The following is a 16,921-nucleotide window of genomic DNA, read 5'->3' on the forward strand; positions in this document are numbered from 1 at the left end:
TTAGCGGAAATCCCGCGAGCCGCGCGAAAGGGCCTCGCCGAAGGCCAGCGGCTCCAGCTGGTCCGCAGCAACCGTGACCGCCCCGGAGGCATTCTGCACGATGCCACGCACGATGAGCGCGGACGCTGTCCGCGCGGTGACTTTATCCCGGGCCCACAGGCCGGGCGAGACCATCACGTTCATCAACCCGGTCTCATCCTCCAGGCCGAAGAAGACCACACCGGCCGCAGTCTGCGGACGCTGGCGGTGCGTGACCACCCCGGCGATGCGCACGCGGGTGCCATCCTCCACGCCCGGCAAATCCGCCGCCGATAGGATGCCGCGGGCCTGCAACTCCCCGCGGACCTGCTCCATCGGCTGCTGGTTGTGGGTCACGCCGGTGCTCGCCACGTCCGCCGCCATGAGCTCAAAAGCGCTCATCCCCGGCAAAGACGGCGCCTCAATCGCAGACAGCCCCGGCAGCATCCCTGCCCGTTCTGTTGCGGCCACGCCCGCCTGCCACAGTGCCTGGCGGCGATCCACCCCAAAGACATCCAAGGCCCCCGCCACAGCGAGGGCCTCCACGTGATCGACGGTGAGGTCGGCGCGGCGGGAGAGATCGGGGACGTCGCCAAACGGCGCGGCCGCCTCAATGCGATCGGCGGCCTTGTTCCCCAATCCCTTGATGAGGTTAAGCCCCAGGCGGATGCGCGCTTGACCGTCCGAGCCCACCACCACGCGCGCCTCGCGGCCCGACTCGTTAACGCTAACCGGCAGCACCTCCACCCCGTGGCGGCGGGCATCCTGAATAAGCGACTGCGGCGAGTAGAAACCCATCGGCTGCGCGCGCAACAGGCCCACGCAAAACTGCGCCGGGCAATAGCGCTTAAACCACGCCGAAAAGTACACCAAGGAGGCAAAAGACTGCGAGTGGGACTCCGGGAAGCCGTAGGCGGCGAAGGCCACGATCTTGGCCCACAACTTGTCCGCCACTTCCCCGACGATCCCGTTGGTTTCCTCCAACCCCTCATAAAAGCGCTGTTTGAGCGCCGCCATCTTGGCTGGCGAGCGCTTCGAGCCCATCGCACGCCGCAAGTCATCAGCCTCCGCGCCGCTGAACCCGGCGGCATCGACCGCAATCTGCATGAGCTGCTCCTGAAAGAGCGGAATTCCCAGCGTCTTGCCCAGGGACTTCTCCAGCACCGGGTGGTCATAGGTCACCGGCTCCTTGCCATCGCGGCGACGCAGGTAGGGGTGCACCGACCCACCCTGAATGGGGCCCGGGCGGATGAGCGCGACCTCCACCACGAGGTCGAAGAAGACCCGCGGCTTGAGCCTCGGCAGCGTGCTCAGCTGCGCGCGCGATTCCACCTGGAACACGCCCACCGCATCCGCGCGGCAGAGCATGTCATAGACTTCCGGGTCAGCCAGGTCCAGCTCCCACAGGTTGACCACCCTGCCGGTGCTTTCCTCCACCAAGTCCATCATGTGGTGCAGGGCTTCGAGCATGCCCAGGCCCAGCAGGTCGAACTTCACCAGCCCGGCCGCGGCACAATCATCCTTATCCCACTGCAGCACCGAGCGGTTTTCCATGCGCGCCCATTCCACGGGCACGACATCCGCAATTGGCCGGTCGCACAGCACCATGCCGCCGGAGTGAATGCCCAGGTGGCGCGGCTGCCCTATAAACTGCTCGGCCAAGGATTCGACGTCCGAAGGCGCGGGCGCGATCCCCTTCGACCAGGCATCGGCCGAACCCTGCGGGTAGCCCAACGCGCGGGCAGCATCCCGCAGCGCACCTTTGCGCCGATACGTAATCACGTTCGCCACCTGCGCGGCGCGCTCGCGGCCGTGCTTGGCGTAGACGTACTGAATGACCTCCTCGCGCCGCCCCGATTCAATATCGATGTCGATATCCGGCGGGCCATCGCGGTCCGGGGAGAGGAAGCGCTCAAAGAGCAGGCCCGCGGAAATCGGCTCCGCATTCGTAATCCCCAGCGCGAAGCACACCGCCGAATTCGCCGCCGAGCCGCGCCCCTGGCACAGGATGTTCTCCCGTTTACAAAAGTCCACGAGATCACACACGATGAGGAAGTAACCGGGAAAGCCTAGCTGCTTAACGACGCCCAGCTCATACCGCATCTGCTCCCACGCCCGCTCCCGAAGCTCCTCGGGGCGCGTGGCATAGCGCGCTGCCGCGCGCTCGAAGGTGAGGTGTTCTAGCCAAGACATCTCGGTATGGCCTTCCGGCACGTCGAAATCAGGCAGGTTTGGGGCCAGCGCCTCCCAGGTGAAGCTGCATTCCTCAAGGACGCGGACGGTTTCCGCGATGAGCTCGGGGCGCTCAGGCAGCAAGCGCGCCATCTGTTCCCCGGAGCGCAGCCAGGACGAGCCCATGGGGTGGGAGTTGGGGGAGGCGTCGACAAGCGCGAGGCGTCTAGACAAGGCTTCTTTCGCGCCGGCCAGCCGCGCGTGTTGCCGCGTGGCGGCAGCTGGGCGGGTAGAAGCGATGGCGCGCGGAACCGGCAAGGAATCCAGCAGTAGGTGGTGGTCCGCGTCCTCCGGAAGCTGGGTACAGGCATACTCCAGAACCATGCTGTCTATTTTTATTCCATCGACCAGAAGATCGAAATGCTCCGCCCACTCCCAGCCCACCAAGAACAGGCATTCATCCTGTAGCTGCGCGGCAATCTCCACCAGGGGAGGATAAGACACGGCCCCCTTCTCCCCCGCCTCCATGTGGGCGCGGGCGATGAGCCGAGATAGGCGCCGATAGCCCTCCGGGGTGCGCGCCAAGACCGTCAGCGGGGCCGGGGCGAGACTAAGCTCCGCACCAAAGACGGCGGGCAGACCCACCTTGGCAGCAGCCTCCGCAAATTTCATGAGGCCATAGAATCCATCCCTATCTACCAGCGCAATCCCCCGCAGGCCCAGCTCGACGGCGCGCGCCACGAGCTCCTCCGGCTCGGAGGCGCCATGAAGGAAGCTATATGAGCTCACCGCATGCAGCTCCGCGAAGGGCACGGCGGAATGCCCAGCCTTCGGCTCCTCTGCCGCCCCCGGAAGGTGGTCCACCGGCACCGGGACGGGCCCTGGGCGGCCAGAGAGAATCCTCTCCACCCGGGACCACGGCAGTGCCTCACCCCCATTGAATCTCATAGCCCCACACACTATATTCGAACATGTATTCCAGTCAAGGTTTTCATTGAACAAATACTCGGATAGACAAAGCGGTTCAATCGTTGCTAGTTTTTCGTGCAGTGCATACTCCTGCGGTGATACGACTTGCCGCACAAACCAAGAAGGGACACTAGGAACCCACTATGAGCATCCGTCGCGTACTTGCTGCCACCTCGGCAGCCGTCATCGCTGCAACTGGCCTGGTTGCTTGCTCCTCGGACTCCGCCGAGTCCGAGAACTCCGGTGAGGCCATTACCAAGGACTCCACCATCACCATCGGCACCACCGACGCCAACATGGAAGAGTGGGCCGTATTCCAGGACCTGGCCAAGGAGGCCGGCTTCGATGTCAAGCTGGAAAACTTCGCCGACTACAACACCCCGAACCAGGCTCTGGACCAGGGCAAGCTGACGACCAACAAGTTCCAGCACCTGAAGTTCCTGGCTGAATACAACAAGGGCAACGGCACCGACCTCGTCCCGCTGGCAGCTACCGAGATCTACCCGCTGGCCATCTACTGGAAGGACCACAAGGACCTCGCTGACGTCGAGGGCCAGGAAGTCGCCATCCCGAACGACTCCACCAACCAGGGCCGCGCCATCGGCCTGCTGGTCCAGGAAGGCCTGGTCACCCTCAAGGAGGGCAGCCCGCTGACCCCGACCCCGCTGGACATCGATGAGAAGAAGTCCAAGGTCAAGGTCACCCCGGTGGACGCTGCCCAGACCCCGGCCGCCTACGGCGAGGGCAAGCCTGCCGTTATCAACAACTCCTTCCTCGAGCGCGCCGGCATTGACCCGCAGTCTGCCGTCGCTCAGGATGACCCGGACTCCACCGAGGCCGAGCCTTACATCAACGTCTGGGCCGTGCGTGCCGACGACGCCGATAACGAAACCCTCCACGAGCTGGCCAAGCTGTGGAAGGACCAGAAGGTCACCGACGCCGTTCTGAAGTCCTCCGGCGACACCGCCGTGGCCGTGGACCGCTCCCAGGAGGAGCTCCAGGAGATTCTGGACCGCCTCGAGGAGCAGGTCTAGAACCTATTCTGGTTCCATTTGTCCCCCGCGTTCACGCGACATTGCGTGGCCGGGGGATTTGGCCGTTTAGTTTCTCCGCCCCTCGCCCAACCTTCCCGCAAACTTCCACAAGGACATTCACGTGACTGAACACACTGGCGCCCGCCAGGGCACCCGGATTGAATTCCGCAACATCACCAAAGTCTTTAAAAACAAGAAAACCACCACCACCGCACTCGATAATGTCTCCCTGACCGTCGAGCCCGGCGAGATCATCGGCATCATCGGCTTCTCCGGCGCGGGCAAGTCCACGCTGGTGCGCATGATCAACGGCCTCGATAAGCCGACCTCAGGGCAGCTGCTTCTCGACGGCACCGATGTCGTCCCCCTGCCCGAGTCCAAGCTACGCGGCATCCGCCGCAACATCGGCATGATCTTCCAGCAGTTCAACCTCATGTCCTCCCGCACCGCGGCGGGCAACATTGAGTACCCGCTGAAGCTGCAGGGCGTCGAGAAGCAAGAGCGTAAGCAGCGCGTCCAGGAACTGCTGGAATTCGTCGGCCTGGCGGACAAGGGCGATAACTACCCGGAGCAGCTCTCCGGCGGCCAGAAGCAGCGTGTCGGTATCGCCCGCGCCCTGGCGAATAACCCTTCCCTGCTGCTGGCGGATGAAGCCACCTCAGCGCTCGACCCCACCACCACCCATGAGGTTCTTGACCTGCTGCGCAAGGTCAACCGCGATCTCGGCATTACCATCGTGGTCATTACCCACGAGATGGACGTCGTGCGCTCCATCGCAGACAAGGTCGCCGTCATGGAAGGCGGCCACGTTATTGAGTCCGGCAGCGTCTATGAGGTCTTCTCCAATCCCCGAACCAAGGTGGCGGAGAAATTCGTGGCCACCTCGCTGCGCAACACCCCGGACGTCGTCGAGGCCGATGACCTCTTGGCCCACGAGGGCCGCCTGTTCACCATCAACCTGACGGAGAAGTCCGGCTTCTTCGATGCCGCGGGCAAACTCGCGGACGAGGGCGTGTCCATCGCCGTGGTCCACGGCGGTATCACCACCTTGCAAAAGCACTCCTTTGGCAAGATAACCGTCCGCCTCAACGGCCCGGACGCAGCCATCGAAGACTTCTACGCACACATGCAACGCACCACCGAGATTGAGGAGATCCAACGATGAACGTCACCTACCTCGCGCAGGCCAATTGGGACCGACTGGGCAGTACGCTTGTCGACGCCATCAAGGACACCCTCATCATGGTCGCCACGACCCTGGTGCTTGCGGGCATCATCGGCCTCGTGCTGGGCATCCTGCTCTACACCACGCGCCCGGGCGGCATCCTGCAGAACAAGCCCATTCACTTCGTCATCAACATTCTGGTGAACTTCATTCGCCCGATCCCGTTCATCATCCTGCTGGCCTTTGTCCAGCCGCTGACGGTGGCGGTGCTGGGAAGCTCCATCGGCCGTGAACCGGCCACGTTCGTCATGGTCATTGCGGCTACCTTCGCGGTGGCACGCATCGTGGAGCAGAACCTCGTAGCGCTGGATCCGGGCGTGATTGAGGCGGCCCGCGCGATGGGCGCTTCGCCGTGGAAGATCATCACCACGGTCATCATTCCGGAGGCACTGGGCCCGCTGGTGCTGGGCTACACCTTCCTGTTCATCGGCATCGTCGATATGTCCGCGATGGCCGGCTACGTCGGCGGCGGCGGTCTGGGTGACTTCGCCATCGTCTACGGTTACCGCGCCTTCGAGTGGGAGGTCACCGTGGTGGCTACCCTCATCATCATCGTGCTGGTGCAGGCAGCGCAGTTCTTCGGCAACTGGCTTTCGGCCAAGATTATGCGCCGCTAGCCGCGCGCCGCGTCCTGCGACGCGGCGCGTAGGATACGGACGCGACGCGCGACGTAGATTCGAGAGGTCTTCGGTTTGTCTCCGCAGGAGGAGACAACACCGGAGGCCTCTTTTTCTTCCAGCTCCACGTCCCATGCGCGGCCGTCGCGGTGTCGCACAGCGGCAGTACCTGCCGCTGCGGTATCTGTCGCGTCGACGGTGAGATCGCCGTAGTGGAGGGTCTCGGAGGCGTCGAGAAGCTGGCGTGCCACCGCGAGCTCCGCTACCTGGCCCCGGGGCGTGGTGAGGCCGGAACCACGGTTGGCGGGGTAGAAATACTCGCCGTGCAGCGCCTTGCCCACGAGTTCACGGCCGGCCTCCACGTTGAGGCGGCCAAAGGAATAGCCCCACGGCATCAGCAGCACTGACGGCGCGAAACGGTGCCCCTTGGTGTGAGAGGTTTCCCACACGGTCTCCTCAAATTCGCACGCCAGGGAGGCGGCAAGCGGGCGGCCCTTGATTGCACAGCAGGCATCGCGCTTGGCGTGCGTGCACACGAGCACCAGCGGCAGACACGTGCCGGTGGGATGCTCAAGATCCAGGTCAAGAATGTCCTCCGGGCCGTTCAGGGTGTAATCCTGTACCAACCCCTCGCGTGCCCACACGACGAAACAGCGGAAGTGCCCCGCCCCCCGTTCATGCCCGGCGCGCCCGGGGCGGCGAATGAGTTGCAGGCCCGCCACGCCTTTGAGCTTGGCCTTGAGCTTCGCAGTCAAGCCGGGGTCAAAGGTACGTCCGTCAAGCACGTCGCGAGACCACGCCGTGGGCCACTCAAAAAGGACGTACACAGATTCTTGTTTAGCGGTACCAGCCAGGGGCTCGACCTGGACGTCGGAGCAGAAGGTCATGGCGCCATCTTAACTGGCATCACTTGCTTCACAACAATGTGGTTACGATGCTTAGCTCGATGCATATAATTCCCCGAAGTGCCACTACGCTCGAAGTCATGCCGAAACATAACCTCTTGCGCACAGCCGCTCCAGTGGCCGCACTCGTTGTCTCGGGTGCGCTCGCGCTTCAGGGATGCGCTCCGTCTTCCTCCCCGGACGGCAGCTCCGACGGCCCCACGAAGACTCTCGACGCCACCCTGTCCGGCGCCTCCACCTCCACGGCTACCGTTACTCCCACTGCCCCCTCCCCCGCCGCACCGGCTGGGCTGACCCCGCTGGGCGACGCCAACATGGAGATGAAAACCCTCCGCCCACCGGCCCCCTCGGAGCTGGTGGTAACCGATGTCCGCGTGGGCAAGCATGAAGGATTTGACCGCGTGGTCTTCGAGTTCGTCGGGGATGGTTCGCCGGGCTGGTTCATCGATTACACCGATTCCCCGGCCCAGCAAGGATCCGGCAACCCGATTGCTTATGAAGGCTCCACCGCGCTCGACGTCAGCATCGACGGCACCGCCTACCCCTTCCAGCTCAACATGGAAGACCCGAATATCGGCACCGTAAATGGCGCCGGCGGCCTAGTTACCCAGGTGGTCAGCGGCGGTACCTTCGAGGCTCGCTCGCAGTTCGTTATCGGGCTTGATGAGCGCCACCCATACTCGGTCCAGGTGCTCAGGGGGCCGACGCGCCTGGTCATCGACATCTTGAATTAAGCCGTTCAGGCATAGGTTGCCTCCACCGACCAGCGCCCGCCTGCCCACACCAGCAACCAGGCGCGCTGGCCTTTGTCGTTTTCCCCGACGACTTGCAGGCGCGCGCAGCGTTGCGCCGCACCCGCCTCCCACCACCCGGTATCCACAGGCCACGGGCCGGCCCACCCAGTCACCCGGTAGCGGTGCTGGCCCCACCCCAGACCTGCTGGCTCCCCGGAAAGGAGGGCCTCGGCGGTGACGATGATGTCCTTCGAGGAGATATCGATAAGCCGAATCCGCGCAGCCGGGTGCGCCAGGCTCGCCGGAAGCGGCGCCGGGATACGCCCCGGCCACGCGCCCTCCGGCTGCGGATCACGCTGCTCGCCGTAGGGGACATACTCGATGCGCTCGGCCACCCCACGCCCGCCCGCCGGGCGGGGTTGCAGCACGCGATCCACCCCCAGCTGGGATTGCACGCGCGCGATGACACGCTTAGCCTGCTCGGCGGATTCACCCGCGCCCCACAAAAGCCCGTCCCCCGGCGGGGCGACCTCCACCGGTTCCAACGCCAGCTTGGCGATGCCCCCTCCCTCACCCGGCGCACTCCCAGCCCGCGCAGTACTCAGCCAGCCGTCGAGCTGCCAGCGCACACGATCCGCCGTGGCGGCCTCGCTGAGCGCTTCCTGGGTACGCCAGATCCGCTCCAGGCGCTCACCGCCCTCAAACTCCGCGGCAACGCGCAGGCGCAGGCACACCACGCCGGCCTCCTCGAGAGCCGCGTGGAGGCGAGCCGCCAGCTGACGCGCGGCGAAGGCCGCGGCATCCACGCGCTCCAAGGGCTCCTCGAAGCCCTGCTCCACGCCCAGGTCAGGGCGCGCGAGTTCCGGTGCCACGCGCCGATCCGGCGCAGCCGCGGCCACCGCGTGGCACCGCCGCCCGGCCTCACCGAAACGGGTGGTGACTTGGCGCAGCGGCAGGCCCGCCAACTCCCCTAAGGTGCGCACACCCAGCTGCTCTAAAGAATGAACCACGTCCGCCGCACAGCCCAGCGCCACTTCCGCGGCCAATACTCCTACCGGCTGCTTAGCCAGAAAGTCGCGCGACCCTCCTACCGGCACCACCGCGCCCAGGTTGCGGTGGCGGGCGGCAATCAGCGCGGTAGCAATCTCGTCCGCGACGCCGACGGTGGCGTCGAGGTGGGATCTGGAGGTGGCGTCGACAAGCATCTCCACCGCCTTTGCCTCACTGCCGTGGAAACGCCCGGCCGCGCCCGCGTCCACGATGACCAGCCCAGGGCGCAGCACCTCCACCGACGAAGCCACCGCGTCCAGGCCCGCGGCAATCTCCGCGAACACCACCCCGTCCCGGTCCGGGTTGGCCTCCTCCACGCGCAGCTCCGGCAGGACGGCTTGGGCTTGGCGCACGCGCATCCCGCGGCGCACTCCCGCCCGGCGCGCCGCCGCGTTGCACACCGCCACGCGGTGCTGGGCGGCGATGACACACGCCGCCCTCTCGGCATCCTGCAGCGCCTGGATGGGCCAATCCGGGAACCACAGCGCCGCGACCCTCACACTGCCTCCAAGTGCGGGCGCGTGTCCGGTCGCTGCCCGCACGTGAGCACTCCACGCCGCGGGCGCATGCTTGCCGACGCCACCCGCACCCCTATATCAACCCCCCGAATCCGCCCGCTGCCCCGGCCCAAGCCATGCACCGCGACGACCTCCGCGCCGATCTCCACGGCCGTGCCCGGCAGCCGAGTTCCCACGGTAAGCAGGGCCGCCTGCCCTGCCCACACCTTCGCCAGCACGGGGCGCGCCCGGGTGGGGCTCAGCGCACCTGCCCCCTTGTGCACGACGAGGTCCAGCCCCTCACACAGCACGCTAGTTACCGCCCAGGGCTCCGCGCCCGGGTCGGGCACCGTGATGACCCGGGAGACATCACCATCCTCGGCCACTTGTGCGAGTGAGAGATCCGGCCAGCCCACTACCCCGACGTGTCCGCCCACCGCGCTAACATGAGATATCAGCTCCACCACGAGCGCGGCACATTCCGCGCAGGCGGTTGCCCGCTTGCGCGGCAGGCCACCGCCCGGGAGCAGCTCAGATAACTTTTCAGGGACGCCAAGAAGTTCCGCGTCCGGCTGCACCTGCACCGAATCATCCGGGGTTTCCAGGCGTTGAATCTGGGCGCGTAGAACCGCAATCTGGTCGGCCCGTGAGCCGCCCGCTACGCGAACACCTGTTTGATTCATGGCTCCTATTATGAACCTCTCCCCGGACACGCGCAATTGAGCTGGTAGCGTTAGGCGCCATGAATCCCCTCCGCGCGCACACCACCCCAATCCCCACTCCGCCGTGGGTACGCCTCGGCGCCTCGCTGCTGGCTGGTGCCGCCGTGGCGGCAGGCACCAGCCGCATCCACTTCGGGCTCGCCATGGGGCTCAGCCTGCTTCTCCTCATCGCCGCCTGCGCGCTCGTATTCCTGCACCCCTACCGCGCGGACCTGCGCGATTATGCCCAGCGCCACAACGTCACCATGCTGCCCAACGCCGCACAGCTTATTCCCCTCATGGTGCTGTGGTTGATGGTTATGCTCTCCCCGCTCCTCGCGCTCCCTGCCTGGGGCAGCGCGCTGGTGTGGGTGCTCGTCGCGGGCGCGGCCTCCCTGCTCTTTCCCCACGTCGACGGCTCCCGCAAGCTCGCCTACGCTCCCCCTGCCTAGGCTGCGACTTAAGCCAGGTCGCGCGAGGTGGCCCAGCGCGTGAGCTGGTGACGGTTGGACTGCTGGGTCTTGCGCAAAATATTGGAGGCGTGAGTCTCGACCGTCTTCACCGAAATGAACAGCTGCTTGCCAATCTCGCGGTACGTATAGCCGCGCGCGAGCAGCCTCAAGACCTCCAACTCGCGGCGCGTGAGCGCATCCACCGCCGGGTCTTGCCCCTCCTCCGGCTCCGGTGCGGGCGATCCGGAGGCAAAAGCGTCAAGGACAAAGCCCGCCAGGCGCGGCGAAAAGTATGCGTCCCCGCTATGCACCTGCACCACCGCCTCGGCCAGGTCCGGGCCGGAAATATTCTTCGTCACGTAGCCGCGCGCGCCCGCCCGAATCAGCGCAATCACATCCTCCGCCGCATCCGACACGCTCAGCGCCAAAAACACCGGTCTCGACGGCTGGTTAGCCGTCGCGTTAATAACGGCGAGGCCACCGCCGTCGGGCATGTGGACATCGAGAAGCACCACGTCCGGGGAGGTACGCGCAATGCCCTCCAACGCCTCCGCGACGGTGCCCGCATCGCCCACGATCTCAATCTCCGGGGCCGCCGCCAGCTCGGCGCGCACGCCCGCGCGGAAGACGGAATGATCATCAACCAAAAAGACCTTCACCATGCTCATAACGCTACCGCCAGCTCTACCTCGGTGCCCTCCCCCGGGGTCGAGGAAATCCGCACGCGCCCACCAGTTCCCTCTACGCGCGCGCGAATACTGTCACGAATCCCGTGCCTATCAGCGGGAATAGCATCCACGTCGAAACCCACCCCGCGATCACGCACAAAGATACTCAGCTCGCCCGCCAACAACTCCGCGTAGACATCCACCGCGTCCACGCCCGCGTGCTTGCCGGCATTGACCATAGCCTCGCGCGCCGCCTGAATAAGCAACTTCGCAGCCTCCGTCAGCTCCGCATCCTCACCCACCGTCACAGCGGATACCCGCATGTCGAAGAGGTCTTCCACCTCCCCGCACGCCGCTTCGAGGGCGCCGAAGCAGGTGGTGGGGGCGGCGGAGGGGGCGTCGAAAAGCCAGGCGCGCAGCTCGCGTTCTTGGGCGCGCGCCAAACGCGTCACCTCACGCGAATCCCCCGCCCGCTTCTGAATCAGCGCCAGCGTCTGCAGCACCGAATCGTGCAGGCGGGCGGCAATCTCGGCGCGCTCCTCCGAGACCGCCTTGGCCGCCTGCTCCTGCGACAGCGAGCGCCAGAGCTTCAGCACCAGCGGCACCACCAACGCGCCAAAGCCCACCAGCGTCAGCGCCGTGGCCAGGATCGCCGAGCCGGATCCGCTCTCCCACGTCACCGCCGCCACCACGACGCCACCGATGACCAGGACGGCACCAGCCGCCACAGCAACCAGGCCCACCGGCGTGTTCAGCCCGCGGTCATACGCCAACCACGCCAGCACCGCGCCGATGGCCACCACCGCTAACGGCACCGCCACGCTTAGCGACGCCCCCGAAACCCCCAACACACCCACCGCACTACCCGCCAGCGCCAGGAACACCAGCACGAGGGAGAGGGGGCTGCGGCGGGTGGAGGGGGCGTCGTCAAGCGCGGGCGTGAAGATCCACAGCCCGGCATAGGCCATCGCCCCCACCCCGCCCAGCAGGGTCAACGCGGTCAAGGCGATGCGCGCGGAGAGCGCCGAAACCCCCAGATTCTGTGCCAACCCCGCTGCCACGCCGGCCACCACGCGGCCAGATTGGGGGCGTGACATCACGGGATAAGGCGCCGCGTTCTCGGCGGGGACATAGGGCGAAGTCATACTAGACATAGTCCCACGCACCATCCCTCCGGCACATCGGGGACAACCCTGAGGTCTAAAAATCAGGGCGATTACCGATACCGCCGCGAAGCCCCGCGCGGCACCATAAAAGTATGACGAAGAACAGCACTTTCAACCAGATGTGGACAACCCGCCCCGTCCGCCTTCCCAAGAAGCAGGGCGGCGACGCCCAGCTCGCCGGTGTCTGCGAAGGCATCGCGGTGCGCTACCAGCTCGATCCTACGATTGTGCGCGTGGCCTTCGTGGTCGCAGCACTCGCTTTCGGCGGGGGCATCGCCGCCTACCTCGCCGCGTGGGCGCTCATGCCGCGCTACGGATCGCCCTACTGCCCGCTCGATGCGGCCTTGGGCAAGGATGGCGTCAAGGAGGAGCAAGAGCTCGGCTGGATCCTGATTGTCGGCGTCCTTCTGACGTTTAGCTCCGGCCCACTGTTCTTGAGCGGACAATTCCTCGCCGGCCTTCCGCCCGCTGCACTGACCTTCGGCCTGTTAGCGCTGGCGTGGTACGCCCTTCACCAACGCGAGCCGCTACCACCCAGCGGGCTACTAGCTGCCGAGCAGCCGGTGCGCGAGGAACCTGTCAACCTCAACCCTTATACCCCGGCAGACGGCCACCCCTTCCCGCCAGGGCGCACGACCCCGCCGTCCTGGGATCCGCTCGGTGTGGTGCCCGATGCCTGGGACCTGCCGGAGCCGGGCCCGCGGGAGGAACCGACAAAGAAGCGCGGCTCGCAGTGGGTTGAGGGCGCGATTGCTCTCGGTGCCGTGGGCGCCGCCCTGACGATTGCCTTCCTTGGAGTCACCTTCGTCTCCGAGGCCGACGAGTCCGGCTTCAGCGCCCGCTTCAACGTCGGTGAGCAAGACATCGCGCCCACCCATGAAGATGAACTCGAGGACTATTACGACCTGGGAATCGGCGAATCGACGGTGGACTTCAGCCAGCTCCACGACCTCACAACCAAGCACGACGTCACCGTCGACGCCGGCATCGGCGCCGTCGAGGTCATCCTCCCGAAGGACATCCCCGTCGCGCTGACCTGTGATGACGGCCTGGGTGAGAGCAACTGCACCGAACGCCAGGACCCTGACGCGCTGCTGAACATTCACATCGACGCTGGCATCGGCGAAGTCACCGTCACCGGCTAAACTGGCCACCCATGATTCACTTCGGCAACGACTACCATCGCTCCGCCCACCCCCGCGTCCTTGATGCCATCGCAGGGGCGGGCGGGGCTTATACCGGTTATGGCGCCGACGAGCTCTGTGCCACGGCCGCTGAGCGCATCCGCACTGCCTGCCAGGCGCCGAACGCCGAGGTGCATTTCATGGTCGGTGGCACGCAGGCCAACGCCACGATCATCGCCCATCGCCTGCGCCCCTGGGAGGGCGTTATCGCGGCGGATAGCGGGCACATCGCCACCCATGAGACGGGAGCTATCGAGCACACCGGGCACAAGGTCATCACGCTGCCGAACCAGCTGGGAAAGATCACCGCCGCGCAGGTGCGCGCCTGCATGGAGGAATACCGCGCCTCCGGGGTGGAGGAACACATGCCAGAACCCGCACTGGTCTACATCACGCAGCCCACCGAGTTCGGCACCGCCTACTCCCGCGCCGAACTCGTGGCCCTGCGCGAGGTCTGCGATGAGTACGAGCTGGGCCTGTTTGTCGACGGCGCCCGCCTCGGCTATGGCCTCTCCGCCTCAGATATCACGCTGCCGGACCTGGCCGCGCTTGTCGACGTCTTCACCATCGGCGGCACCAAATGCGGCGCCCTCTTCGGCGAGGCCATCGTCTTCCCTGCGGGCGCGCCGCGTTTTCGCAATGCAATGAAGCAAAACGGCGGCCTGCTGGCCAAGGGCTGGTTGCTCGGCGCGCAATTCGCCGCGCTCTTCAGCGCCCCCGCTCCTGAATCCGCCGATGTGCTCCCCGGAACCAACGCTTCCTACGCAGACGCTAGCGCAACTACCCCAGACGCTAAGGCACATAGCGCAGCAGCAACCACCCTCTACGAACACATCTGCGCCCGCGCCAACGCCCAGGCCCAGCGCATCGCCGAGGCATTCCGCGCCGCAGGCATCGACATGCTCTTTGACTCCCCTACCAACCAGCAATTCGCGCTGTTGACACGCGAACAGGAAGAGAAGCTCGCGCAGGACTTCGTGTGCCAGTTCTTCGAAGAACACGAAGGCCTGCGCGTGGTGCGGTTCTGTACGGCGTGGTCGACGGAGGAGGGGGACGTCGATAAGCTCTGCTCTGCGATTTCTGCGCTCAAGTAGCGAGGTTCCCCAACCTGGTTTAGGCTGTGAGCTATGCAACTGGGGGGTTACATTCAAGCACTAGCGCGCGGGCTCGACGTGGTCGAGCAATGCGCCGGTGTCACGCGCGCGCAGCTAATTGAGATGGGTGCGCGGCCGGATTTCGCGGAGAAGCTCCTGGGGCTGCACGCGGTGTATTTCGGGGACACGATGTTCCGCTCCCGGCAGCGCAAAGCGCGCCGCACGGGCCACGACGTGTTCACGCTCCTCGATATCGAGCGCTATTGTTCCAAGCTCAAGGCCCGCAAGGCGTGGGAGCTGCGCCAACTGCTGGCCGCTACCCCGCGGGAGAAAATCCCCATGGTGGCGAAGGCAAAACTCAAAGAGTGGCACCCGCCCAAGGACCCCGCCCCAGGCGTGCGGGTGACGCGGCGCGCGGGCCGCAACCACACGCTGAGCATTACGGATTCCTCGCTCAACATCTCGAAGCTGCTGGCCGTGTTGAAGACCACCGACAAGGACTTGCTCACCGCGGCGCATACCGTGTTCCGCGGCGGGGGCGGCTCGGGCCAGAAGCTGCAGTCCAACGTCATCGTGCGCTTGGATGAGCTGGACCGCATCGTGGATGGCGATGGTGAGGAGATTGAGCTGCAGTTGACCAATGGGGCGACGATGACCGGTGCGGAGTTCGTGCGCGAAAAGCTTGCCGACGTCGGCCTCATCACCCTCGTCCACCCCCACCACGGCCCCGTGAACCTCTACATGGCGAGCCGTTTCGCCAACATCAAGCAGCGCCTCGCACTGTCTGCAGAGCACCCGACGTGCGCCTGGCCCGGGTGCAACGCGCCTGCCGACGACTCGCAGATTCATCACCTCACCCGCTTCCAAGATGGCGGGCCGACAAACATGGCCAATATGGTGCCGCTGTGCGCGTATCACAACGCGGTCAACGACGATGATCCGGAAAAGCCCACCGGCCGCGGGCACCTCGACCGCATCGATGGCCGCGTGTACTACCTGCCGCCGTGGGCCGGCCCGCCGATTCCCATCGAAAGCCCGGCCCACCCGCCGCGTTCCGCGCCGGGGCGAGCACCAGGCACTGCTCGCGCATCCTCAGATCCGCCAACATCCGGCCCGCCTGATCCGCGTTCCGGTCCGGCTGACGGCTCCAGCCCTGGGGCGCCGCCGCATAACTCCGGCGAACCTCCGGACCCCGCCACCGAGTTCATGAGTTCAACCAGCCCGTGAATCGTCGCCCGAGTCCCCAGGTCGAAGTCCAACCGGTCGCCGGATCAACAGGATCGATGGGTCGTAGGACGCCGGCTCACCGGCCTGCGACGCCTTAGCAACAAACAGCCGCTTTCACCAGCCGCCCGCTGAGAATTTTCGCTCGGCGTGCGGCTACTCGCGCGCGCGTTAAAGAGGTATGCGAGAGCTCTCGCCCGATTCGCGGAGCTGTACAGCAACGAGGCAACACAAACGCTCTACTCCGCGCCTCGGTCGGAGCTTGTGGCGACAAAGACGGTGCCAACGACAAGCCACGCGGGCTTGGTACCAGGGGCCGAAAACGGGAGCGCAGCCGCGCCCTGTTAATTCAAGGCACGGCCGCGCTACGCAGCGTCTGGGAGTTTGCTTCGCTTTACTCCCACTCAATGGTTCCCGGCGGCTTCGACGTCACGTCGAGCACTACTCGGTTAACTTCCTTGACCTCGTTGGTGATGCGGGTGGAAATCTTCTCCAACACGTCGTACGGCAGGCGGGTCCAGTCCGCAGTCATGGCGTCTTCGGAGGATACCGGGCGCAGGACGATCGGGTGTCCGTAGGTGCGGCCATCGCCTTGGACGCCGACCGAGCGGACGTCGGCAAGCAGCACCACCGGGCACTGCCAAATCTCGCCATCCAGGCCAGCGTTGGTCAGCTCAGTACGCGCGATGAGGTCTGCCTGGCGCAGGGTCTCCAGGCGCTCCTCGGTGACCTCACCAATAATGCGGATGCCCAGGCCCGGGCCCGGGAACGGCTGGCGTGCCACGATTTCTTCCGGCAGGCCCAGTTCGCGGCCAACCGCACGGACCTCGTCCTTGAAGAGCAGGCGCAGCGGCTCGACGAGCTCGAACTCGACGTCGTCAGGCAGGCCGCCCACGTTGTGGTGGGACTTAATGTTCGCGGTACCATCACCGCCGCCGGACTCCACCACGTCCGGGTAAAGCGTGCCCTGCACCAGGAACGCGGCATCCTGGCCGTCCAGGGCTTGGTCGACGACGCGCTCAAAGGAGCGGATGAACTCCGCACCGATGGCCTTACGCTTAGCCTCCGGCTCGGTCACACCAGCCAGCTTGGAAAGGAAAGCCTCGCGCTCATCAGCGGTGATGAGCTTCGCGCCAGTCGACGCCACGAAATCCTTCTCCACCTGCTCACGCTCGCCCGCGCGCAGCAGGCCGTGGTCGACGAAGACACAG

At 65.7% G+C, this 16,921-nt stretch carries 15 protein-coding genes; 8 read left to right on the forward strand and 7 right to left on the reverse strand.

Annotation, left to right across the window (positions count from 1 at the left end; genetic code table 11):
- The gene (locus HMPREF2604_RS08750) at positions 1 to 3,138 is read right to left on the reverse strand and encodes an error-prone DNA polymerase (protein ID WP_070521476.1); all 3,138 of its coding nucleotides are present in this window, start codon (positions 3,136 to 3,138) and stop codon (positions 1 to 3) included.
- A 164-nt stretch (positions 3,139 to 3,302) separates the two neighbouring features.
- Between HMPREF2604_RS08750 and HMPREF2604_RS08755 the strand changes: the two genes are divergently transcribed.
- The 3 genes from HMPREF2604_RS08755 (at position 3,303) to HMPREF2604_RS08765 (ending at position 6,035) form a co-directional block, all read left to right on the forward strand.
- On the forward strand, positions 3,303 to 4,193 hold the full coding sequence (locus HMPREF2604_RS08755; RefSeq protein ID WP_070521478.1) for a MetQ/NlpA family ABC transporter substrate-binding protein: 891 nt from the start codon (positions 3,303 to 3,305) through the stop codon (positions 4,191 to 4,193).
- Positions 4,194 to 4,314: 121 nt separating this feature from the next.
- On the forward strand, positions 4,315 to 5,358 hold the full coding sequence (locus tag HMPREF2604_RS08760; protein ID WP_070564952.1) for a methionine ABC transporter ATP-binding protein: 1,044 nt from the start codon (positions 4,315 to 4,317) through the stop codon (positions 5,356 to 5,358).
- Positions 5,355 to 6,035, forward strand: coding sequence for a methionine ABC transporter permease (locus HMPREF2604_RS08765; RefSeq protein WP_070521487.1), 681 nt, complete (start codon positions 5,355 to 5,357; stop codon positions 6,033 to 6,035). The genes HMPREF2604_RS08760 and HMPREF2604_RS08765 overlap by 4 nt, the downstream gene beginning before the upstream one ends.
- On the opposite strand, the gene HMPREF2604_RS08770 is transcribed toward HMPREF2604_RS08765, so the two are convergent.
- Positions 6,032 to 6,922 (reverse strand): sucrase ferredoxin, encoded by an 891-nt coding sequence (locus HMPREF2604_RS08770; protein WP_070564955.1) that lies wholly within the window; start codon positions 6,920 to 6,922, stop codon positions 6,032 to 6,034. The two genes, HMPREF2604_RS08765 and HMPREF2604_RS08770, sit on opposite strands and share 4 nt — an antisense overlap.
- Before the next feature lie 98 nt (positions 6,923 to 7,020).
- Here HMPREF2604_RS08770 and HMPREF2604_RS08775 point away from each other — a divergent pair, with 98 nt between their 5' ends.
- Complete coding sequence (locus tag HMPREF2604_RS08775) at positions 7,021 to 7,674, forward strand: AMIN-like domain-containing (lipo)protein (RefSeq protein WP_070564958.1); 654 nt, start codon at positions 7,021 to 7,023, stop codon at positions 7,672 to 7,674.
- A gap of 5 nt (positions 7,675 to 7,679) precedes the next feature.
- On the opposite strand, the gene HMPREF2604_RS08780 is transcribed toward HMPREF2604_RS08775, so the two are convergent.
- Both HMPREF2604_RS08780 and HMPREF2604_RS08785 read right to left on the reverse strand, forming a co-directional pair.
- Positions 7,680 to 9,224, reverse strand: coding sequence for a Y-family DNA polymerase (locus tag HMPREF2604_RS08780; protein WP_070564961.1), 1,545 nt, complete (start codon positions 9,222 to 9,224; stop codon positions 7,680 to 7,682).
- On the reverse strand, positions 9,221 to 9,904 hold the full coding sequence (locus HMPREF2604_RS08785) for a hypothetical protein (protein ID WP_070564964.1): 684 nt from the start codon (positions 9,902 to 9,904) through the stop codon (positions 9,221 to 9,223). The genes HMPREF2604_RS08780 and HMPREF2604_RS08785 overlap by 4 nt, the downstream gene beginning before the upstream one ends.
- A gap of 59 nt (positions 9,905 to 9,963) precedes the next feature.
- On the opposite strand from HMPREF2604_RS08785, the gene HMPREF2604_RS08790 reads away from it, so the two are divergent.
- Entirely contained in the window at positions 9,964 to 10,374 is a 411-nt protein-coding gene (locus HMPREF2604_RS08790) for a hypothetical protein (protein ID WP_070564967.1), read from the forward strand.
- An 8-nt stretch (positions 10,375 to 10,382) separates the two neighbouring features.
- Here HMPREF2604_RS08790 and HMPREF2604_RS08795 read toward each other — a convergent pair whose 3' ends face one another.
- A complete protein-coding gene (locus HMPREF2604_RS08795; RefSeq protein WP_070564970.1) occupies positions 10,383 to 11,036 on the reverse strand; it encodes a response regulator in 654 nt (217 codons plus the stop codon).
- A 2-nt stretch (positions 11,037 to 11,038) separates the two neighbouring features.
- Positions 11,039 to 12,187: an ATP-binding protein gene (locus HMPREF2604_RS08800; RefSeq protein ID WP_210384678.1), complete on the reverse strand. Its 1,149-nt coding sequence runs from the start codon at positions 12,185 to 12,187 to the stop codon at positions 11,039 to 11,041.
- Between the two features lie 113 nt (positions 12,188 to 12,300).
- Here HMPREF2604_RS08800 and HMPREF2604_RS08805 point away from each other — a divergent pair, with 113 nt between their 5' ends.
- Genes HMPREF2604_RS08805 through HMPREF2604_RS08815 form a run of 3 tightly spaced genes read left to right on the forward strand, consistent with a single transcriptional unit; the run spans position 12,301 to position 15,713 of the window.
- Positions 12,301 to 13,353, forward strand: a complete 1,053-nt coding sequence (locus HMPREF2604_RS08805; RefSeq protein ID WP_070564975.1) for a PspC domain-containing protein — start codon at positions 12,301 to 12,303, stop codon at positions 13,351 to 13,353.
- Positions 13,354 to 13,364: 11 nt separating this feature from the next.
- Positions 13,365 to 14,486, forward strand: coding sequence for a threonine aldolase family protein (locus HMPREF2604_RS08810; RefSeq protein ID WP_070521511.1), 1,122 nt, complete (start codon positions 13,365 to 13,367; stop codon positions 14,484 to 14,486).
- Between the two features lie 33 nt (positions 14,487 to 14,519).
- Positions 14,520 to 15,713, forward strand: a complete 1,194-nt coding sequence (locus HMPREF2604_RS08815) for an HNH endonuclease signature motif containing protein (RefSeq protein ID WP_070521513.1) — start codon at positions 14,520 to 14,522, stop codon at positions 15,711 to 15,713.
- A gap of 391 nt (positions 15,714 to 16,104) precedes the next feature.
- On the opposite strand, the gene guaA is transcribed toward HMPREF2604_RS08815, so the two are convergent.
- Positions 16,105 to 16,921, reverse strand: an 817-nt coding sequence (gene guaA / locus HMPREF2604_RS08820; protein ID WP_141746455.1) for a glutamine-hydrolyzing GMP synthase, incomplete at its 5' end; no start/stop codon positions are given.

It is taken from the genome of Corynebacterium sp. HMSC055A01 (genome assembly GCF_001809405.1).
Classification (GTDB): Bacteria; Actinomycetota; Actinomycetes; order Mycobacteriales; family Mycobacteriaceae; genus Corynebacterium; species Corynebacterium hesseae.